The 21346-nt window shown below is 39.8% G+C and carries 15 protein-coding genes and 3 pseudogenes; 11 read left to right on the forward strand and 7 right to left on the reverse strand.

From position 1 onward, the window contains the following. Positions 1–1473 precede the first annotated feature (1473 nt). Together B2Y23_RS12805 and uraH are read left to right on the forward strand one after the other, a co-directional pair. A complete protein-coding gene (locus B2Y23_RS12805; protein ID WP_291355984.1) occupies positions 1474–2262 on the forward strand; it encodes a pseudouridine synthase in 789 nt (262 codons plus the stop codon). A 110-nt stretch (positions 2263–2372) separates the two neighbouring features. Beyond that, a complete protein-coding gene (gene uraH, locus B2Y23_RS12810) occupies positions 2373–2774 on the forward strand; it encodes a hydroxyisourate hydrolase (RefSeq protein ID WP_409515228.1) in 402 nt (133 codons plus the stop codon). Between the two features lie 515 nt (positions 2775–3289). Here uraH and B2Y23_RS12815 read toward each other — a convergent pair. Continuing rightward, on the reverse strand, positions 3290–4993 hold the full coding sequence (locus B2Y23_RS12815; RefSeq protein WP_291371212.1) for a M61 family metallopeptidase: 1704 nt from the start codon (positions 4991–4993) through the stop codon (positions 3290–3292). A 181-nt stretch (positions 4994–5174) separates the two neighbouring features. Here B2Y23_RS12815 and B2Y23_RS12820 point away from each other — a divergent pair, with 181 nt between their 5' ends. The 3 genes from B2Y23_RS12820 (at position 5175) to slyD (ending at position 8528) form a co-directional block, all read left to right on the forward strand. Further along, a complete protein-coding gene (locus B2Y23_RS12820) occupies positions 5175–6485 on the forward strand; it encodes a D-alanyl-D-alanine carboxypeptidase PBP6B (RefSeq protein WP_291355988.1) in 1311 nt (436 codons plus the stop codon). 122 nt (positions 6486–6607) lie between these two features. Further along, a complete protein-coding gene (locus tag B2Y23_RS12825) occupies positions 6608–7909 on the forward strand; it encodes an NAD(P)/FAD-dependent oxidoreductase (protein WP_291371214.1) in 1302 nt (433 codons plus the stop codon). A 136-nt stretch (positions 7910–8045) separates the two neighbouring features. Next, positions 8046–8528, forward strand: coding sequence for a peptidylprolyl isomerase (gene slyD / locus B2Y23_RS12830; protein ID WP_291371216.1), 483 nt, complete (start codon positions 8046–8048; stop codon positions 8526–8528). Between the two features lie 245 nt (positions 8529–8773). On the opposite strand, the gene rnk is transcribed toward slyD, so the two are convergent. Next, a complete protein-coding gene (gene rnk / locus B2Y23_RS12835; protein ID WP_291371217.1) occupies positions 8774–9178 on the reverse strand; it encodes a nucleoside diphosphate kinase regulator in 405 nt (134 codons plus the stop codon). A 127-nt stretch (positions 9179–9305) separates the two neighbouring features. Between rnk and B2Y23_RS12840 the strand changes: the two genes are divergently transcribed. Then, on the forward strand, positions 9306–10922 hold the full coding sequence (locus tag B2Y23_RS12840) for a hypothetical protein (protein ID WP_291371219.1): 1617 nt from the start codon (positions 9306–9308) through the stop codon (positions 10920–10922). A gap of 52 nt (positions 10923–10974) precedes the next feature. On the opposite strand, the gene glyA is transcribed toward B2Y23_RS12840, so the two are convergent. Next, positions 10975–12228 (reverse strand): serine hydroxymethyltransferase, encoded by a 1254-nt coding sequence (glyA, locus tag B2Y23_RS12845; protein ID WP_291371221.1) that lies wholly within the window; start codon positions 12226–12228, stop codon positions 10975–10977. A 154-nt stretch (positions 12229–12382) separates the two neighbouring features. Continuing rightward, positions 12383–13642 carry an alpha/beta hydrolase family protein gene (locus B2Y23_RS12850; RefSeq protein ID WP_291371223.1) on the reverse strand — a complete coding sequence of 420 codons (1260 nt, stop codon included), beginning with the start codon at positions 13640–13642 and terminating at the stop codon, positions 12383–12385. Positions 13643–14275: 633 nt separating this feature from the next. Here B2Y23_RS12850 and B2Y23_RS15520 point away from each other — a divergent pair. The 4 genes and pseudogenes from B2Y23_RS15520 to B2Y23_RS12870 form a co-directional block, all read left to right on the forward strand. Next, positions 14276–14665 (forward strand): annotated as a pseudogene (locus B2Y23_RS15520) (3'-5' exonuclease); the annotation flags it as partial. Positions 14666–14818: 153 nt separating this feature from the next. Further along, positions 14819–15130, forward strand: a pseudogene (locus B2Y23_RS15525) (putative quorum-sensing-regulated virulence factor); the annotation flags it as partial. Positions 15131–15215: 85 nt separating this feature from the next. Continuing rightward, on the forward strand, positions 15216–15842 hold the full coding sequence (locus tag B2Y23_RS12865) for a hypothetical protein (RefSeq protein ID WP_291371225.1): 627 nt from the start codon (positions 15216–15218) through the stop codon (positions 15840–15842). Between the two features lie 215 nt (positions 15843–16057). Continuing rightward, the gene (locus B2Y23_RS12870) at positions 16058–16408 is read left to right on the forward strand and encodes a hypothetical protein (protein WP_291371227.1); all 351 of its coding nucleotides are present in this window, start codon (positions 16058–16060) and stop codon (positions 16406–16408) included. Between the two features lie 155 nt (positions 16409–16563). Here the strand turns inward: B2Y23_RS12870 and B2Y23_RS12875 are convergent, their stop codons facing one another. Together B2Y23_RS12875 and B2Y23_RS12880 are read right to left on the reverse strand one after the other, a co-directional pair. Beyond that, positions 16564–16782, reverse strand: coding sequence for a hypothetical protein (locus tag B2Y23_RS12875; protein WP_291356006.1), 219 nt, complete (start codon positions 16780–16782; stop codon positions 16564–16566). 828 nt (positions 16783–17610) lie between these two features. After that, positions 17611–19059, reverse strand: a complete 1449-nt coding sequence (locus B2Y23_RS12880) for an NAD-dependent succinate-semialdehyde dehydrogenase (RefSeq protein WP_291371229.1) — start codon at positions 19057–19059, stop codon at positions 17611–17613. Between the two features lie 319 nt (positions 19060–19378). On the opposite strand from B2Y23_RS12880, the pseudogene B2Y23_RS12885 reads away from it, so the two are divergent. Next, positions 19379–19660, forward strand: a pseudogene (locus tag B2Y23_RS12885) (anthranilate 1,2-dioxygenase large subunit); the annotation flags it as partial. A 51-nt stretch (positions 19661–19711) separates the two neighbouring features. Here B2Y23_RS12885 and B2Y23_RS12890 read toward each other — a convergent pair. After that, entirely contained in the window at positions 19712–21286 is a 1575-nt protein-coding gene (locus B2Y23_RS12890; RefSeq protein WP_291371231.1) for a hypothetical protein, read from the reverse strand. Positions 21287–21346 lie beyond the last annotated feature (60 nt).

The raw sequence follows: 21346 nt of genomic DNA on the forward strand, positions 1-21346 counted from the left end.
AAGAGATCCTGCAACTAAAACTCCAATCAAAATCATTAATCTTTTATTTTGCATATCATTAGTATTATTTATATGTAGACTTATAAATTTACGTTTTTATTAGTAACTTGCAATGATGGAATATACCAAAAAGTAAACTTTATCCCACATAAAATGTATATCTTAATTTAATACAGTCCTTGGTCGACCAGAGCTATTTCACGATTTTTCTTATATTTAAGTTTGTATCATCTAGACATATCTTTAGCTTTTCATCAGTCAATAAAAAGCCTACTTAATTTGCTGTAAATTAAGTAGGCTTTTCAACTCACATAATATTATTTTTGTTTTAAAGTTCTTGGAATAACAAAAAGATACCATCATCCAATAAAATTATAAGTATAAGAAATATGAGCGTTAGGTTTAAAGGTGTTCAAATTAAGTTAATATTTATTAATAACTTGCATAAAAAACAATCATTTTTAAATTTTTAAGAATTTATAGATAAGCTGAACTTAAAATCAATACTTTTAGAAGAAATTTCAAATATAAAAAAGCTCCCCATTTCGCGAGCTACCTAATTAATCGAGTGCTTGAACTTGCACTGCGATCACTTGAACAAAGATAGGCTATATCACATTTAAACAGTCAATTAATTTTGAGCAAATAAGGATGGATTATAGGAAATAATATCTTCAAACTTATTGTAATCATCAATTCTGAATACCTGGAATTGAATAAGCTTTATCTCTTTTTTAGCACTTATTTAAGCGGATTGCCGAGAGGTGTGGTGAAAGCTTTTGGAAGAGGTTTCATGACAGCCGCTGATTTTATTAATAAATTTGGTTGGGATGAGCTTGCCGAATTACCTAAAGCTAGTTTTATAATGAACCGTTTAAACCTGTTTTGATGTAATTTTGGCATCAAGAAAGAAGGAATAGCACAGTATTTTAATGCTTATGAGTTGGCGCAGAAACTTAGGGTCTTGGAAAGAGTTAAAAAAGCTCTAGATGGGAAGTATTTCGGGTATATGCACTTCTATTTACATTCGAACGGCATTTATGTGTTTTTAGATCATTACAATGACTTTATTTTCAGATCACGCCCAGCCCATCGGTATGTTTAATAAGGCGATTGCAGATGTAGAAAGTGGTATTACAACAGATAGAAGATTGGAGGGATTGTGATGGAAATTGATTGCAGAATTCGAGCGAAAGAGTTCATATAGTTATAGTCATAAGAAAGGATAAATTTTATTCTTTGGAAAACTCTGGCGATATTATGCAGTCAGTTCGACTTTCAGAAAAAGATGTATTTGGGCATTCATCATACCTAAAGAATAAAGTTGAAGAACACAAAACAGAATCTGATATGATAGCCCACACATAGTGGGCTTTTATTTACCAACTTTTATCCAAACAACTCCCAAAATGGGTTTAAACGGGTAACTCAAAAACCCCAACAGAATTCTTTTATATATTTTAGTAGGTTACAGTGAAAATTGTCATTCTAAATAAACCTTATGACGTCCTCTCCCAATTCCGTAAAGACGAAGCACACATGACGATGTCTGACTTCGTAGACGACTCAACCTTGCGTTTAGCGGGTCGTCTTGATATGGACTCTGAAGGTTTAGTATTTTTAACCGATCACGGCGGTTTAAACCAGTACATCACTAACCCGGCCAATAAGAAGTTTAAAACTTATCTGGTACAGGTTGAAGGTGATGTAACTGAAGAAGCGCTTGAACAGCTTCGTAAAGGTGTTGAACTTAAAGATGGCATCACTCTTCCAGGCAAAGCCATTAAGGTTCAACAGCCTGAATGGTTATGGGATCGTGATCCACCTGTTCGTTTCCGCGCGTCTGTGCCTACCTCTTGGGTTGAAATTTCAATCTGTGAGGGCCGTAACCGTCAAGTTCGTCGTATGACTGCTGCTGTAGGCTTTCCAACTTTACGTTTGATTCGTACTAAAATTGGTTCAATTGATCTTGTTCAGTTGGGTTTACAACCGGGTGAAACCAAAGAAATCGAACCGTTGTTATACCCGGACTTTAAAGATGTACCTGCGGAAGAGCCTTACCGTTCACGTTCTTATGTGAAAAAACCGGGCGGTACAGGCGGCAAGCCAATGGTTCGTAAGAATAAAGATGGCTCAGTTAAAAAATCCGGGACTAAACGTATCTGGCAAATGGATGAAAGCGAGAAACCACGTCGTAAGACCAATGGTACAACGCGTCCGAATAGCAAAGCGCCGCGCGGTCGGGGGCGTGGTCGCGGTTAATTATATTCTTTTACAAAAGGGTGCTCCATGCGCCCTTTTTTTATAGCTAATGCAAAAATACAGGTGTCTTATATAAGGTAGACCGATTTAAAGTTTGAATTGAAGTCAGCATGATGAAAATATCCATTCTTTCCATTTCAATCGCCAGTTGTTCGACTGTGATTTTTGCTCAAAATCCTTTAAGTGTTCATGTCTTGAATCTGGATACAGGTTTACCTGCGTCAAATGTAGCGGTGGTTTTGGAAGCACAGCAAGGTGATAAATGGACCAAGCTTAATGAAGCGAAAACCAATAGTGAAGGCCGGATTACGGACTTATATCCCAAAGATACCAATCTTCAGAAAGGCATTTATAAAGTGACCTTTAAAACCGGCGACTGGTTTAAGGCAAAAAATCAGCGTTCTTTCTTTCCGGAAGTACCTGTAGTATTTGTAATTGATGGCAGCTTAGAACATTACCATATTCCGCTGTTATTAAGTCCTTATGGTTATTCAACCTATCGGGGGAATTGACTAAAAAACACTCTGCTTAAAGGAAACTATTTAATGATAGTTGTTCATTTTTATAGAACTTAACAAACTCAATTGGGTCAATTAAATCGCATTTCCTTCTGACAAACCTGCCAGAAAATCATCCTGTTCACTTAACTATGATGACGATGTTAATCCTCCAAAAATCCAAAATACGCCAATTACAGCTAACCAAACTACTGTAATTCCGACGCCCCAATTCAAACTTTTCTTATTCATTATCTATTAAAAATTCTCACAAAATTTTGATACACGTAAACGTCATCTGCTGCTGTTCGAGGCAGGACGACTTTGATCATTAAAGTTTCTGCGACCCCTTAAATTAGTAATTTACTTTGCCGAGTTCAGCAGATGACAATGGTTTTGGTTACTTTTGACGAAACAAAACTAACTCGAACCGAAGGTTTAGCTTCAATTTCGAAAAATTTGCCAAGAACTAAACATAAAAAACCGATGCCTAAGCACCGGTTTTACATGGTTTTTATACAGCTTGCAAATTAAGCGTTTAACCACTTCTCTGCTTTGGCCTGATCTTCAACTTTCAGCTCGACTTCACTCAATTCAGAACCACCGGCCTGAACTTCAAAAGTCATCAATTCATCACGGCGGAAAGCATGAACGGTATAACTACCTTCCTGCTTCGCATATTTTTCTAGCAGTTTACTGGTCGCTTTCAAGCCATCAATTGCAACAATCACATCATTGGCAGACAAGCCAGCCTGAACAGCTGCTCCATCTCGACGCGCTTGTTGAATCACCACGCCTTCAGGTTTATCGGCAAGCTTTAAACCAAATGGCAAAGACTTGTCATTTTTAACGTTAAAACTTAAACCGAACTCAGGAAGCAACTGATCTAGCGGCAATTCATCTGTGGTATTGATCAAATGATTGATCTGTTCAAGCCAGTTATCACCCGTCAATTCATTACACAATTCAAAGATGGTGCGCTCATGCACTTGAACACCATTTTGCGCATTTTTATACAATTTACGCATTAAGGCATCCAGGCTTGAACCGCGTAAACGCAAGCCTAAATCTAAGCAAAGCGCCACTAAACAACCTTTGTTGTAGTAGCTGGTACCGGCATTATTCGAGTTTTCATCCTGGCGGTAGAATTTCACCCAGGCATCAAAACTTGAATCCGCAACACTTTGAATCGCACGTCCCGGATTTTGTAAATAGCGGTCAATCTGTGTCTTTAATAATTTCAGATAGGATTCTTGAGAAATTACACCGCTACGCAGCAAAATCAGGTCGTCATAATAAGAAGTGAAACCTTCAAAAATCCATAATAATGAAGTGTAGCCTTCTTTGTTTAAATCATAATTGACGAAATTTTCAGGACGAATAAATTTGACCAGCCAGGAATGGAAATATTCATGACTACATAAACCCAGAAAACGCTGATAATCCGCAGAGGGTTCAGCAGGTTCATCAGCTTTAGGCAAGTCATCACGCGGGGTAATCAGACTAGTACTGTTCGGATGCTCCAAACCGCCATAACTATTACCGGTCGCCATGGTCATAAAGGTATAGTCGCTAAATGGTGCCGAACCGAACATTGAAATTTCGGTACTACAGATTTTTTCAATATCTTGCTGCATACGCACGGCGTTCATGGCATGTTTGCCAGACACCACAAATTCATGCGCAATTCCATTGGCTTCAAAGCTAAAGCGCGTTTGCTCTGCCAGCTCAAATGGTGAATCAATCAACTGGGCATAGTTTTCAGCTTTTAAGGTATAACGCCCTTTAACCAGACTTTTAGAAGCTAAGCCGGTAGCCAATTGAAAATGCTTCAGCTCATCCGGAAGGAACACTTCAACCTCAACCGCTTTATCTTCCTGCCCTTCTAGTCCCAAGCACGCACAGGCCGGATTCACATAAAGTCGGGTTTGATCGACATAGGCGCCACGTACAGATAAATCATAAGCATAGACATCATATTCCACCGTAATCAGCTCATGATCGGTATTAAATAGGCGCCATTTATTCTTTTCAAATTTCTGGATTTTTAAAATGCGTCCATCTTCATCATAAGCACGAACTGACTCAATATGCTTTGAAAATTCACGAATCAGATAGCTACCTGGAATCCAGGTCGGTAAAGAAAGGACTTGTGTCGGGTCTGCTAAAAAGCGAACTGTCACGTGAATTAAATGCTGACGATAATCGTCAAATTCGATTTGATAATGCAACATAATGGGCAATATAAAATTTAAAAAAGTTAACTTAACGATTAGCTTAGCATTTTTTTACCAAGCAATGCTGAACTGTCTTAATTGTCTACAATTCCGACTAGCCATTCACTAAAAAAAGGCATAGCATGCCTCATATTTTTTGTATTTTTACTGTCAATGGATTGGCAAATAAGGAATATCATTGAAAGCTGTCATCTACCTCCTCGCATCACTCAGTTTATTGTGCTCCACGATAGGCAATGCTGCATTACTGAACCTTGTACCTGAAAGTGTTGAAGCTCCTGCATGGACCATTCTAGATACCCAGTCTGGACAAGTCATTGCTGAACACAATAGTCATGAGCAACGCGCACCGGCATCCATGACCAAAATGATGGTTGCCTACATTGCACTCAAAGAAATTGCAGCAGATCATTTGAAAAAGGATGAAATCATCACAGCTACACCGGTAGTAAAAATGGTGCAGTGGGATGAGTCACAAATGTATCTGAAAGAAGGTGAACAGATTACTGTAGATCAGCTTCTAGCGGGTTTAATCGTGATGTCAGCCAATGATGCTGCGGTGACGTTGGCTGAGCGCATTTCAGGTACTGTGCCGGCTTTTATTGAACGCATGAATTTAGAGGCAAAAGCTTTAGGGATGAATGATACCCATTTTGCCAATGCACCAGGCGTGACCATGCCAGATCATTACTCATCTGCTCATGACATGGCGCTACTGGGTCAGGCACTGACAGCTGAAACGCCTGAATACCTGCATTATTCAGTGATGCCAAGTTTCAGTTATAACCAGCGTTTTCATCGTGCAACCAACTTGGCGCTTAAATTTGACCCAAGTGTAGATGGTTTAAAAACCGGCTTTACCAAAGCTGCGGGATATAACCTGGCATTGACTGCACACCGCCCTACCGCTAATCCTGAACTGCCTGAACGTCGCCTGATTGTGGTGGTGATGGGAACCCAAAATGCTTTAAAACGTGCTGAAATTGCCCATACCCTGCTAAATATGGCGTATACCTATACTCGTAATGAAGTAGCCATTAAAGACAAACAGCTGATTGCTGAATTACCGGTCATTAAATCCACGTTAAAAATGTTTAAACTGGAAACCAGTAAACCGCAAATTGTGACCACATCTTTATACGATCAACCTTATGCCATTGACCTAAAAACCTATGATACGGTCAATCAGCGAATTATGTTGAATACGGGCAATGGAACAATTCAAACCATAGAACCTTTACAAGAAACCAAAACTCACTTAAATGTCGAAATTAAAGAAAAGCTCCTGACTGCTCCTGTCGCTCAGGTTATGCAACTGGCAACCGTGCATGTTTATCAAAATAATCAGCTGATTCGCACCATTGCCATTGAAGATGATGTGCAAATTGAAGAAGCCAATTTCTTCCAGAAAATTGCGATATGGTTTAAACAGCTTTTCAGTTTTTTCTCAAGTGAAGAGATTGAAGTCAAAACTTATCCTCTAGGCTAATTACGTGAAATTTCTTTACGTTATGTAAGCTGTACAACAATCTGAACAAAAGCAATGAATTGAAGATGGCATATTAAGGCCATCTTTTTTTTTCGTCTTGAAAATAATAAATAGGTCCCAAAATGAGTAATCTACATAAAATTGTTATTGTGGGTGGCGGTGCTGGTGGTTTAGAACTTGCGACCCAGTTGGGTAATAGTTTAGGTAAAAATCATAAAGCAAAAATCACGCTTGTGGATCAGAAACTGACCCATATCTGGAAACCGCTTTTACATGAAATTGCTGCCGGCAGCCTCAATCCACATGCCGAAGAAACCAATTATTTTGCGCATGCCGCCAAACATCATTATGAGTTTGTTTTAGGCAGTTTGACGCAGGTCGACCCAGCTGCCAAACACATTATTCTTGAAACAGCGCAGTTATCCAAACCCGCTCAGACTGAACCAGATTCAGGGCAAAAGAAGATTCAGCTGGATTATGACACCCTGATTATTGCCGTGGGTTCAACCTCGAACGACTTTAATACTGAAGGCGTCAAACAGCACTGCCATTTTTTGGACAGTCGTAAACAGGCTGATATCTTTCATCAAGATTTACTACACTTATACCTTGAAGCCCAAAATCAAGAGACAACACGGGCATTAAATATTGCCATTATTGGTGCAGGTGCAACCGGTATAGAACTTGCTGCCGAACTGTATCAGGCCAAACAAACCTTCTTTAAATACGGGCTAAATAAAATTGACCCGAAAAATGTCAATATTACCGTGATTGAAGCTGCCGACCGGATATTACCTGCACTTTCTGAAACGGTTGCCAAGCATACCCGCCATCAACTTGAGCAATTTGGAATTAAGGTGTTAACCAAACATCGGGTGGCTAAAGTCGATCAGGACAAAGTCTATTTTGCCGATGGCAGCGCTATCGATGCAGAGCTGAAAGTCTGGGCCGCAGGAATTAAAGCTCCAGCTGTGCTAGAAAAGTTGACGGACTTTCAGAAGGACAATATTCACCGCCTTAGAGTGTATGCAACGCTGCAAACTTTATCTGATCCGAATGTCTTTGCATTTGGTGATTGTGCCCATTGCCAGCCTGCTGCAGATGAGCCGGTACTGGGTCCACGTGCTCAAGTCGCCAGCCAGCAAGCCAGTTTCCTGCTTGAAGCAATGAAAGCTCGCATTCAAGGCAAGCCACAACCGATGTTCAAATTTTCCGACAAGGGTTCACTGGTGTCATTAAGCCACAATAAAGCAGTGGGAGAATTACTCGGCCAAGTGAATGTCCAAGGTTTACTGGCAAAAACCATGTATATCTCGTTATATCGCCTGCATCAGGCAGCGATTCATGGTTATACCCATGCAGGACTTTTGACAGCTAAAGATTTTGTCACAAGAAAAACGGGACCAAAGATAAAATTGCATTGAAATTTCTAAAATCGTCCCCAATATTAACAAAACGCCATAAATGAGTGGGAAAAATGCAGATTTTTGCTAAATCTAGTCTACAAAACCCGCTTTTCACTTTATGATGTATCCTTAAAAAATTGAATGGATCAATAACATGACTGCTATTGCAAATGACCTCGTGGTTTCTTTCCACTACACGTTGACTAACGCAGAGGGCGAAACTCTCGACCAATCACAAGGTGAGCCACTTGCATATTTGCACGGTGCGGGTAACATCATCCCTGGTTTAGAAAACGCTTTGGTAGGCAAAACTGTTGGTGAAAAATTCACTGTAAACGTTCCTGCTGCTGAAGGTTATGGTGAATACAACCCTGACCTAGTACAAGAAGTTCCAGCTCAAATGTTCCAAGGTGTGGACAACATTCAACCTGGTATGCAATTCCAGGCTCAAACTGATGATGGCGTTCAAATCGTGACAGTTAAAGCGGTTGAAGGCGACAACGTTGTTGTCGATGCTAACTTCCCACTTGCTGGTCAAGATTTAACTTTCGAAGTTGAAATCGTTGAAATTCGTGAAGCTTCTGCTGAAGAATTAGAACACGGTCACGTACACGGCGCTGGTGGTCATCACCACTAAGATCGGTACGATCGTAAAAGGCAAAGTTTTTACTTTGCCTTTTTTATTGCCCTCAATTTTTTAAACTCATTTAATCGCCCTAAAAATTTCCGTATGTTGAGCAAGCTCATATGGTACATCATCATGCCCTGATCTTTGTGGTTTCAGCATTTATGATGGGCTATCTGGATAAAATCAGTAAGCATTAATTGCTGTGATGAGCTATTAAAAATGCCCCTGAATTTGGGGCTTTTTATTTTAATCGATTATAAATAATGACCTTCTCTTTCTGGCTGGTACATCACCTTTTCAATTTTTACCTTCATTAAATGACCATCTGGCTGCGGCCATTCAATTTCCTGACCTTCAGCCAGTCCTAAAATAGCTGCACCGACTGGAGCAAGTACATTGACCTGTCCTTTCTCACCCATAAATTCATGCGGATAAACCAGGGTAATAATGGTCGGTTCATTCGAAGGTGCAATAGTAATCTGTACCCGTGCATTCATGGTCACGACATTAGAAGGTATATCTTGGGGTGCAACGACTTCGGCACGTGCCAGTTCATCTTCCAGATGTTGCATGGTTGGAGTAAGTTTCGACTGATGCTCCAGCATCGTTTCTAAACGCTCAAGATCTTTTTGTGAAATAATAATTATCGGTCTTTGCATATTCAACATCCTCTTTTTTTAAACTTTTTTTTTCAGTCAGCAATAATAAGGCTGTCTATACGGTTGATTTAAAATTAATTTCAAGTATACATATGTATATAAATAATTACTTTACAAGAATAATACGATGCTCTTTACCGCACTACACTCGACAGCTGAACCTGATTCTCGCAATTTTATGCAGCAAATTCGCAGCCGTTTTCAAATGCCAGAACATCAACATGAATTTTATATTGCTTCCGCACTTAAAACCGTTAATTTTGATGGTACTTTTGCCAGCTTTGAGCGACTTGATCAGCTATTTGCTGCATTTAAAAAACAAATAGGGACTCAAGCTGCAAATTTTGTAGAAGATCCTCAAAAATTAAATACTGTTTATCTGATCTCCAGCTATATAGGAGAGTTTATTAGCCAAAAATTGGGCTTTGATGAAAAATGGCAAAGTTTTGAACAGCTACAAGCTCACTTTATCAAATTCCGCGATCGTCCCAATAACTTTGTACATAGCTATGCACTCAATTGCAATAATCAAATTATTTTACCGCTGCATTATGTGGCAAAACATTTTTGTGAAGATGATTTACCACTTAGCATCAGCCAGGAAATTGAAGCAATTATTCTGAATTATCAGATTATATTCGCAGATGAACGCGGAAAATTTACCGAACAAATGCACGATTTACATACCATGTATTTCAAAGCTTATCCGCTATTTTGTGGTTCTGCTTTTCAAGATCTGGTGCAGATTTCCGATCTTGACCATAGCATGGCAAGTCTGGATCGTTTAGATGACCTCATGCGTGAAATTCGCCAGAACTATCTGGTTTCCATTGATAATTTTTTAGAAGATGATGCAAACTATTTCTTTATTCTGTTTCTGGCCGCTTATGTTGGACAAGTCATTGCTGCACAGGCCGGAACTTCACTACGCTGGTTCCGCCCGGAACAAGTCAGCCAGATGCTGGGGCAGCAAATTCCGGATGCTTTAACCACCTGCCGGATCGCCCAAATTAATGCTTCTATCTTTTTTGTGACCCAGCATATTTGCCAGTTTCTTTTTGAACCGGTTATATCCGAATCCAGCAAACAATATGTGTTGAATGCCCTGGAAACCATCAAAGCCACCAGAAATCTTATTTATTTGGCTGAAGATACGCAAAAGGCCAATAGCAATTTACAGCAATCACCATTTTATGAAGCTTTATATCAAGCAGGTCAGTTGACCCATTTTTTATTGTTGCATATTCATGGGGTAATTCCCCGCACCTCTTGCGAGCAAAGCCTGACACCGACCAGTTATCCACCGGGTAATACCTTCTTTAGCCATATAGATGGATCAGACGCACCCTTAAGACAACTAGATATAAATGCTGAACAATATCCCTATAATGTGCTGGGATATGAGATGTATGCCTGTCTGCCTCATGTGCGAACCGACGCCATTTCCCTGCATGTGCGTAATTATGGCGAACAACATATGAATATTCATTTAGTCATTCCCTTTTTCCAGGTATTTGACTATCGCGGTTTTTCTATTTTGCAGCCCTATTTTCTCAGTAGTGATGCCATCACAAGCAAAAACCTACCTGAGATTTATCATGCAATGGGTGCATTTTTTCAAGGTATCCAAGACAGCGAACGAAACCGCCCAGCAGAGTCACAAATTTGGGCTCAATATTACCAGCCAGACAAGCTGTCTTATCCAAAAGCGATGCAGCAAAACATTCCAGTACTGGTGTCATAAAAAAATAAAAAAAAAGCCTCCATATCAGGAGGCTTTTTTTTAAGTTAGAAACTTATCTTGCATAAACCGGGAATTTAGCGCAAACAGCAGCAACTTTTTCTTTAACAGCAGCGATCACAGCCTCGTCACCTTTAGCATCTAGGATGTCAGCGATCCAGCCTGCAAGGTCACGTACTTCAGCTTCGCCGAAACCACGAGTTGTTACCGCTGGTGTACCGATACGGATACCAGAAGTCACAAATGGAGAACGTGGATCGTTAGGTACAGAGTTTTTGTTCACAGTGATGTGAGCAGCACCTAACCAGGCATCAGCGTCTTTACCAGTAATGTCTTGTTTGATTAAAGATAACAAGAACAGGTGGTTTTTAGTGCCGCCAGATACCACGTCATAACCACGTGCGATTAATACTTCAGCCATTGCTTGAGCATTTTTAACCACTTGTTGTTGGTAAGTTTTGTATTCAGGCGCCATTGCTTCTTTAAAGCAGATTGCTTTCGCCGCAATCGCGTGAACTAGAGGACCACCCTGGTTACCCGGGAACACAGCTGATTGTAATTTTTTCTCGATTTCTTCGTTTGCTTTGGCAAGGATTAAACCTGAACGTGGGCCACGAAGTGTTTTATGAGTCGTTGTTGTGGTTACGTCAGCAATTTGCACTGGGCTTGGGTAAACACCAGCAGCAACCAGACCAGCAACGTGAGCCATATCTACAAACAGGTAAGCGCCAACTTTGTCCGCGATGTCACGGAAACGTTGCCAATCTACCACTTGGCTATATGCAGAGAAACCAGCAACGATCATGCGTGGCTTGTGCTCGATTGCTAAACGTTCAACTTCTTCGTAATCGATTTCACCAGTTTCCGGATTTAAACCGTATTGAATTGCGTTATAAGTTTTACCAGAGAAGCTTACTTTTGCACCGTGAGTCAAGTGACCGCCATGAGCCAGGCTCATGCCCAAAACTGTGTCGCCTGGGTTAAGAAGTGCTAGGTAAACTGCAGAGTTTGCTTGAGAACCAGCATGCGGTTGAACGTTAGCGTAATCAGCACCAAAAAGTTCTTTAGCACGGTCAATTGCCAATTGTTCAATAACGTCTACATATTCACAACCGCCATAATAGCGTTTGCCTGGGTAGCCTTCTGCATATTTGTTAGTGAGTTTTGATCCTTGTGCTTCCATTACTGCTGGCGAGCAATAGTTTTCAGAAGCAATTAACTCGATGTGCGCTTCCTGGCGGGCATCTTCGTTAGCGATTGCTTGAGCGATTTCTGGATCAAATTCAGCAATAGAGATATTGGCAAACATTAGCGAGGTCCTATTAAATTAGGGCTTTTAAGCCGTGCTAAGATTGGCGCGTATTGTAGCATGAAGTTTATAAATATTGAGAATGAACTTTACTCAGTTTTAAATAAAAACTGCTCATGTTTAAAAAAACATGAGCAGTGCGAGTCAAATCAAGTTATTGAATTGGCATTAGAGATTTTACATCCTTCACAATATTATCGACATTTTCAGTGACCACCGTGCCGTGATCCCAGCGATCCGCCACATTTGTAATGAATTTATCGTCAATATATTCAAATGTCGTGCCTTTAGATTCCAGCATTGCCTTTAATAATAAAGTCGCCCCTTCAGGTACTGTGGTGTCATTTGAACCTTGATAAATAATGACCCGCTGATCCAGTTTGACATTGCCCGGCTGTGCATCATTGACCAAGAAATTGTTAATTATCGGCAGGGTCATAAAGTTATCTTGAGTACGGCCATAATCTTGCAAAGAATTATTATGCGTTGCTGCATATTGTCCCATCGCGGCGCCAAAGGCATTTGCAACATCTGTAGCGCATTCTACTTCTGCAATTGGAGCAATCGCGGCGGATTGCGGTTTAAATACCTGATTATAATTGACAAATATATTATGCCCTTGCATGCCTGCAACAATTAAAGCTGTAAACATATCTAACTTGGCATATACAGGGGTTTGTACATTTCCCGGCAGTCCTTTGACTGAATTTTCTCCAGCCATTAAGATTGTCTCCAGATTAGAAGCCGGTGCCACAGCAATGGTTCCTTTGTAGTTTAGATTTGCTCGGGCTGCATATTGTGCAGCACCTAAGGCTGCATGCCCGCCTTGAGAGTGTCCAACAGTCATCCAGTCTGTGGAAATATTTTTGCCTTGACTGGTTAAATAGTTACGTGCCGCAACTACAGCATCGGTAATTGAAAAAGCTTCACTTTTAAGATTCAGGAAGGGATGATTGCCTTCCGCTCCCAAACCTTCATAATCGGGAGCAACCACCACATAGCCTGCATCAATCAATTTCTGGATTAACACTGTGCTGCTTCCTAAGCCTTGACGACTTGGCGCACATTTATCAGCCACACCCACCGTTCCATGTGCCCAGACTACAATTTTCCATCCATTTGCCGGTACGGCGCCGGTTGGAGTGAAAAGCAAAGAGGTTGCCTGGACTTCCTTTCCATCGACACCTAACATTTTATAAGTCAGCAACTGCCGGTCTGCGTTCAGATCGGGGTATGCATCTTCAGTATTCGGGTCCGTATACGCCTCCACTCGCACTACCGGATTTTGTATATTATTTACCGGAATGGTCGGCTGAGGAGAGATAACCACGTCATCATTATCATCCTTGTTTCCACAGGCGGTTAAAAAAAGGACAGAACCACCGATCAACACCGTAGCAAATGTTTTATTCATGTTTACACTTCCTTATATATCTTTTTGTTTTGATGATTTAAATAATCATGAATTACAAACTATTACTCTTATTCGGTATTTGAACAATACTCCTTAACATGAAAGAAACACTATAAAAATGGATGAGATAGTTTTATTAATTTAAGTAATTGATTTTAAAAAATTTAATTTTATTAACGTGCAGTTATCTAACACTATAAAATCTTAAAACGATGTATGTCCTTATTGTTCTTATTCTTGTTTTTCGATGGCTTAGGCTATATGACGTTAAAAATAGATCCAACAGCGAACAAAGCATTATGTCACTATGCCGCCCCCATGACTGATTAACAGAAATGACTCTTCTCGAGCCATCCTTATACTGAGAGTTGCCGAACTCATCAATTCAATCCATCAAGCTGAAATCAAGATGAACTTTTACAATGGTTTAAATGTAGCTTGATCAGGAAGATCGGCTCCCTTTTTATCTAGATAAAGCTTTAATTTCAACAGATGCTTTTCAAGCCGCACATTTAAACAGCATCTCGCTACAGAAATACTCAGCAATGGGGAAAAGACTGTATTTACAGTTTGTATCCGCTTATTTGAAAATGTTAAATTTATCCAAACGATCGCAACGGTTATGGACCTGTCATGCAAGCAATTATTCTCGATACCGAAACCCATACGTTAAATGGACAGCCGATTGAGATTGCTTATGCACCGATCCAAATCCATGACAGTAAACTCTCCTTAGACAAGAGTGAAATTTTCGACCAGCTTTACAGTGTGGATGAACCCATCTCTTTTGCCGCCATGGCAGTGCATCATATTTTAGAATCCGAGCTGGTCGGTCAGCCTCACTACACGACTTTTACTCTTCCAGAGGAAACCACTTATATTATTGGCCACAATATTGATTATGATATTCGTGCCTTAGAAAAATGCGGTGTAAATTCATCTAATATTAAAGCGATTTGTACGCTCGCTTTGGCTCGTCGCGTATGGTCAGATGCTGAGGCCCACAATATCTCTGCCCTGATTTATATGATCACTCGTGGCAGCGACCGTGCCCGTGAAATGATCCGTAAAGCGCATCGTGCTGATATGGATATTATTANNATCAAAGCCATTTGTACCCTTGCCCTTGCCCGTTTAGTCTGGCCAGATGCGGAAGCGCATAATATTTCTGCGCTTATCTATATGATCAGCAAAGGCAGTGAAAAAGCCCGTGAAATGATTAAAAAAGCGCATCGTGCCGATATGGATATTATTTTAACTGCCAATATCTTGATGCATGAAATCCATCATTTAAACATTCAAAGCATTGAAGAACTTTATTTGGCATCGGAAGATGCGCGTATTCCTCGCACTATTAATTTCGGCAAACATCGCGGTACAGCAATAGCGGATTTACCTGCCGATTATATGCAGTGGCTGCTGCGTCAGGAAGATCTGGACCCTTATTTGCGTAAGGCTCTTGAGAAAGTCAGTATTGTTACGCTGTAATATTATGATTTGTAATATTATTTAAATAATATTGTCATTATTCATAGCTACAATCGGCCTTAATTTAGCGGGGAAAAATTAAGGCATGCGTCAATATCATAAAACTGATTTAGGCATTGAAATTTTAAAACAACGTTCACTCAATTTGAATGCCCGTCAACGTAGACTGTTATTGCTGATTGGTACGGATGATTTTGATCTGCTTTCTGAACAATTCAAGCGCCGTATCGCACCTGCTGAATTACTCGAACAGCTGCTCGAAATGGGACTGATCAGCCGTCCGGCAAGTCCACCCCCTCCAGCAACACTGCCCCCGACTGTACTGCATACCGAGATTGAAACCAGTTTGCCTTTGCAAGACACTCAACTTAAACAACATTCTGCCGAAGCAATCACCACGCTTAACATTTCCCAACCATCAACTCCAGACTCTAGGGCACAGCATCCATCTCATGACAATAAAATGCAGCTTGATGCAGAAATACTGGACTTTGAACAGGTCAAACAGCTAATGGTACAACTGCTACAACAATACTGCGGTTTAATGGCAAAACAGCTGATCGCCCGCATTAGTCAGAGCACAGATTTACGCAGTTTAAAACAGTGTCAGATGCAATGGATTACCACATTACAGGAAAGTCGCATAGCACCTCAGGAACTCAACTGGTGCCTAAATCAGGTCAACTGTTCTTTACAGCAACTTCCGAGCTGATCACGTTTAAGAGCTTTTTTGTGTTGCATTATTTATTTAGGGTCTTAGCTCTTTAAAAGATACCTATTTTTATATTTATAAAACAATACTATGAGATTAATTGCACCGTAGTCAGATTAAACAATAACTCATGACTTTATTTTAAATACGACCTTAGCTGCATGGCAAATATTTATGAAAACCCTCATATATTAAATATTTCAGGGCAATGCATAATGACAGCCTTACATTATTTAGAATTCCATCCCGCAGATAATCCTATGTACTTAAAAAAAGTAGGTAACTGGGTGCTGACATTTTTAAGTCCTAAAGAAGATCTGACGCATACTCAACTTGCTATTACCAGTGTACTGCCCCGTCAGGTCAGTGAAAACTTACAACCCCTTTGGGTCATTATTGATCAGACAGAAACTGAAAATCGTTGGTTAATCCAGCAAATCATTTGTTATGACAGTACACAAGGCAAGGATGCAATATTCAGTTGTGAGGATGCCATAGGAATGAAAGTCATTGAAAACATGATGCAAGAATTTAATAAATATGATGTCGATATCAGGCTAATTTAAACCTTTATTTTTAATTCAATTCGGTGAAATTTTAATAATTTTGATCTTTTAACAAGTATTTATTCATCTTTTTTACAGCATTATAAAAACTCACCTTAAACAGTGAGTTTTTATTTTTCATCCATTATTCAGACTAAGCTCTTATAATATTTTCATTATTCAATTATACGATAAATACTCGCAGATATACGACTTTCAAAAAGCAATTCAATACTCGGGCGAATAATTTCACCATTCACAACGATATGTTCAATTTTTTGAAATAAGGAAAGTTTATGCAAGGCCGAATTTTCCGGAATTGCTCTTAATAATGCTTGAACTGCATGGATCTTGCTAAATTGGTCTTTAACCTTCACCTCGATCAGCTGAGTCATATCATTCTGCTCCCTTTATTTAACTAAACTTTTTATAACATATATTTTATTTATCCATAATTTAGAGATGTTAGATTTTTTGGCAATGTAATTTTTTATAAACGCATAGATGATATCTCTCTTAAATATGTTATTTAGAACACCCTTAACTTTTATAATAATCCGTCTCGATCAATCTCAAGCATCTAAAATAAATTCTGTAGTAGTGTGTCCTCGGCAAAGCATTTTTTAGGTATACAAAATAAGAAAGCCCGCATTGCTGCGGGCTTTTATGTTGGAAGGCTAGTGCTGATTTTTTGTTTAAACCCGAAGGTTGTAAACTCAACAAGCTGTCATTGATCCGTCCAACCACTTTGTAGCGTCTCTCGACCTACTGTATTTTTAATATAAAACTTGAAAATTAAATAGGCAACCCTGCTCAACATTTATACACAGCACGTCAATAAAAATATTATTGAATATTTTATAAAATCATGAAAAATAGAAGCTCGCTGAATATCAGTTCTTTAGTATTTATATAAAAAGATGAATAAAAATAATATTTCATGACTTATAACCGCTATTTTTAGATCAATAATGATAATTTTTTATAACTAAAATCAAAGTTATAGAGATATTTTTAACTTTTTTAATAACACTTTCAGCATACTGCTGTTCAGTTTTGCAGGTTTTTATCACAAATCAGATAGTGGTCCTATCCTCCGTTATATTCCTTTATTTCAATAAATTTATTTCAACTAATCAGCGGGAAACTGTTTTATATTCTTATCGCCAAATGCTCGGTTAAAAAATAAGGATCACTTGATCCTTATTTTCCATGGTTCCAGTTTAAATACCCATACACATATATTTGATGTCCAGATAATCTTCAATACCGTATTTGGAACCTTCACGACCTGTACCAGATTCTTTGACTCCCCCAAAAGGTGCCACTTCTGTAGAAATCAGGCCTTCGTTAATACCCACCATGCCATATTCTAGTGCTTCACCGACTTTCCAGGCACGGCTTAAGCTTTCGGTATAAATATAGGATGCCAGACCAAATTCAGTATCGTTCGCCATCTGAATGGCTTCTTCATCGGTACTGAATTTGAAAACCGGTGCCAGCGGTGCGAAAGTTTCCTCCTTAGCCACAAGCATGTCTGGTGTGACATCTGACAACACCGTCGGCTCAAAAAAGGTTTGACCTAGTGCATGCGGTTTACCACCCACCAAGACTTTTGCACCTTTAGCGACAGCATCGGCAATATGCTCTTCAATCTTCTCAACGGCTTTTTCATTAATCAGGGGACCTTGTTCCGCGCCTTCTTCAAAAGCGGGTGCAACTTTTAATTCTTTAACGGCAGTAGTTAGTTTTTCCATGAACCGATCATAAATATTGGCATGTACCAAAATACGGTTACTACATACGCAGGTCTGACCACTGTTACGGAATTTCGATGCCATGGCACCTTTGACCGCTCTCTCCAAGTCTGCATCTTCAAACACGATCAACGGTGCATTACCACCCAATTCCATGCTGATTTTTTTCATGGTAGAAGAGCATTGTTGCATTAACAACTTGCCCACTTGAGTGGAACCGGTGAAGGATAGTTTTTTCACGACAGGATGTGTGCTCAGAACACCTCCAATTTCACGTGAACTGCCTGTCACTACATTTATCACACCTTTGGGAATACCGGCTTGTTCTGCAAGCACTATCAAGGCAAGCGCAGACAAAGGCGTTTCTGAAGCCGGCTTGATCACCACCGTACAACCTGCCGCAAGTGCCGGACCGACTTTGCGGGTAATCATGGCATTCGGGAAGTTCCACGGTGTAATCGCTGCAACCACACCTACCGGCTGTTTGATCACCACCAAACGGCGACCCTGTTTATCATGTGGAATGACATCACCATAAGTGCGTTTTGCTTCTTCGGCAAACCATTCAATAAAACTGGCACCATATAGAATTTCACCGCGACTTTCTGTTAGTGGCTTACCTTGTTCGGTACTTAGAATAACTGCAAGATCCTCTTGATTGGCCACGATCAGATCAAACCATTGACGGAGTAATATTGAACGCTCTTTTGCGGTCATATTTTTCCAGAAATATAATGCAGTCTCGGCAGCCAGTACAGCTTGCTCCACTTGTGTGGTTGAAACACTGGGTACCTGTGCAATGGTTTCGCCTGTTGCCGGGTTGGTCACTGCAAATTTTTTGCCATCTGCTGCATCCATCCAAAGACCATCAATAAATACTTGTTGTTTCAGCAAGTCTGGATTTTTAAGTTGCATTTATATTCTCCTTCATAGCCGCTTGGTACGCTACTTTGCTCAGGTGTTATGCCATTTTTAAATTTAGCCGAAATAATGTCATCGATTCATCATTCGACTGATATATACATCCAAAGCAACAAACTCTGTATCCAAATCAAATATTGCTTTAAAAATATTTATCTACTGAAAAGAATACCTGCTGCTTTATCTACAATATAGATTTTTTAGGATAGCAATGATTTCTTGTACTTCAGGATATCCCGAATTGTCGGGATGTCCAAGCGCGGCTGTGTTCACAGGATGGACTAAATTTGTCTAGGAGAGTGGTGGCAGTCCACCAGGTGAATATTGCGAACACTTCGATAAAATCACACGTGGTCTCAAACAAGGTCGCATTTCTAATTATCGCGGTTTCGTATTTATCAGCTTAGACAGTGAGGCGACAGATTCTTTAGAAGATTTCTTAGGTGATGCCAAGATCTTTCTTGATTTAATGGTTGAGCAGTCACCAACGGGTGAGCTTGAAGTCTTGCAAGGTAAATCAGCTTATACCTTTGCAGGCAACTGGAAATTACAGAATGAAAATGGTTTAGATAGCTATCACGTTAGTACAGGGCACAACCATGATAGGAACATCATAAATTAGACAATCATTATCATGTTAAACCTCTCATTGCATTTTGATGCCAAAATACAGAGACTTTTCCTGTTGTGATAACAGCTCTTTTAAGATCGTCTTAATTTTAGCTGTGCCATCATCTTCAATTGTATTGTTGCTACTATCGGTAATGTTTTGACCATTACTTCCTACAATTGGCAATATACCTGAAAGTGCCCATTGCTGGGTATAAGCGGGATACATATCGTTAATCACTACATTGCTTAATGCCGTACTGCCAGTATTTTTCACCATAATCCGGTAAATCAGACATTGATTCGGTTTCAGGTTTTCATTTTGTACGGTATACGTTGCATTGATCACTGCCGCGGCATTTGCCATACTGCAATTTTCAACTTTGAATTGCGATTTCATAATTTTTAACTGATTCGGACTGACCGTAATCAAGTCCGTATTACTTAAATCAACTAATGTCATGTCTTTCCCGACATTATCTGGCTTGGCAATCAGCTTAACTTGACTACTCATACCATTGTTGGCCGTTGATGGGGCTTCAACTTTAATCAATAAAGTGACCGATTTATTCGGTTCAATGATATTGTTTAATTCAGTTTCTGTGCCGGATAGCAAAGTATCACTGGCATCTAGCGTGTCGTTGCCATTTTGATCCAAAAACAAGGTATATAAAAAGCCATCGGCACGATTGATTGGGTTAAGGCTGACCTTTACTTTGCTTTCATTTGCTACCCCATAATTGGTCAAACGGTGTAAAAATACATAAGTTCCACCAATTCCCACCTGCGCACTTTGATCATTGGTTAATTCCAATAAGCGTTTTTTTGGTTGTGGAATGACTGCATTCAGGATAATGTCAGCCAAGCCAGACTGAATTGATTCAATCGCAAACCAGATAGGGGTAGTCGCTGTCACAGAAGAGTAAATGGTCACAACTGCGCAGAGTTGTGCGGTGCTATTGGCTGAAATATTTAGTTGAGTAATCTGCTGACTACTTACACCCGTTTTACACTGCGCAAGATCCGCTTTATAAAATTCAATTTTTAAACCAGCAGTAAAAGGCGTAACACTATTTTTAACTAAGCTTGAATATTCACCCGTCCCTAAGGTTGGTTCAATTTTGCTACTGGATGCATACAGCTGATAATCCTGTGCCAAACCGCCGTAATTCTGAATATTGAGCGGAAAATAAACTTTGCTGTTACTGTCAGCTTTTTGGGTCCAAAGTGGTGTAGAACCTGTTCTACCTTCTTTTGCAATAATAAATATACCAGTACCGGTGGCAGCGGCATCTGCTGCAGGGGCATTACTGATGTTGTTGGATAAATCACTTTTGGCCGCAATCAATGTTTTTAAGGTAGATGTATTATTTCCAGGAATGAGATCCTGCATCTTGGTGGTTTCAATAATGGCTGTATTTTCTACAAAACCCACACTTGTAGTATCTGTGTCGGTGACTTTTAAATTTTTAACCGTAAAGATGTATTTTGCATTGGCGGGAATATCGCCTAAACTTAAACCACTACCTGCAGTGGTACTGCTCAACAGTGCAGTCAATGCATTGGCATCTGTCCAAGTCGAAGGACAAGCCTTGCTGGTACCATCGGTCAAATCTCACAGATCAGACTGATTTGATTTGCAGCATTACCGCTCGTCACCTGAAGTAAGTTT

Source organism: Acinetobacter sp. UBA5934, from assembly GCF_002430855.1.
Classification (GTDB): Bacteria; Pseudomonadota; Gammaproteobacteria; order Pseudomonadales; family Moraxellaceae; genus Acinetobacter.

Excerpts from the sequence above, each read along its gene's own strand:
- B2Y23_RS12825 (WP_291371214.1), top strand. The coding sequence starts at position 6,608 with ATGAGTAATCTACATAAAATTGTTATTGTGGGTGGCGGTGCTGGTGGT.
- B2Y23_RS12850 (WP_291371223.1), bottom strand. The coding sequence starts at position 13,642 with ATGAATAAAACATTTGCTACGGTGTTGATCGGTGGTTCTGTCCTTTTT.
- B2Y23_RS12840 (WP_291371219.1), top strand. The coding sequence starts at position 9,306 with ATGCTCTTTACCGCACTACACTCGACAGCTGAACCTGATTCTCGCAAT.
- uraH (WP_409515228.1), top strand. The coding sequence starts at position 2,373 with ATGATGAAAATATCCATTCTTTCCATTTCAATCGCCAGTTGTTCGACT.
- B2Y23_RS12865 (WP_291371225.1), top strand. The coding sequence starts at position 15,216 with ATGCGTCAATATCATAAAACTGATTTAGGCATTGAAATTTTAAAACAA.
- slyD (WP_291371216.1), top strand. The coding sequence starts at position 8,046 with ATGACTGCTATTGCAAATGACCTCGTGGTTTCTTTCCACTACACGTTG.
- B2Y23_RS12875 (WP_291356006.1), bottom strand. The coding sequence starts at position 16,782 with ATGACTCAGCTGATCGAGGTGAAGGTTAAAGACCAATTTAGCAAGATC.
- B2Y23_RS12815 (WP_291371212.1), bottom strand. The coding sequence starts at position 4,993 with ATGTTGCATTATCAAATCGAATTTGACGATTATCGTCAGCATTTAATT.
- B2Y23_RS12870 (WP_291371227.1), top strand. The coding sequence starts at position 16,058 with ATGACAGCCTTACATTATTTAGAATTCCATCCCGCAGATAATCCTATG.
- B2Y23_RS12880 (WP_291371229.1), bottom strand. The coding sequence starts at position 19,059 with ATGCAACTTAAAAATCCAGACTTGCTGAAACAACAAGTATTTATTGAT.
- rnk (WP_291371217.1), bottom strand. The coding sequence starts at position 9,178 with ATGCAAAGACCGATAATTATTATTTCACAAAAAGATCTTGAGCGTTTA.
- glyA (WP_291371221.1), bottom strand. The coding sequence starts at position 12,228 with ATGTTTGCCAATATCTCTATTGCTGAATTTGATCCAGAAATCGCTCAA.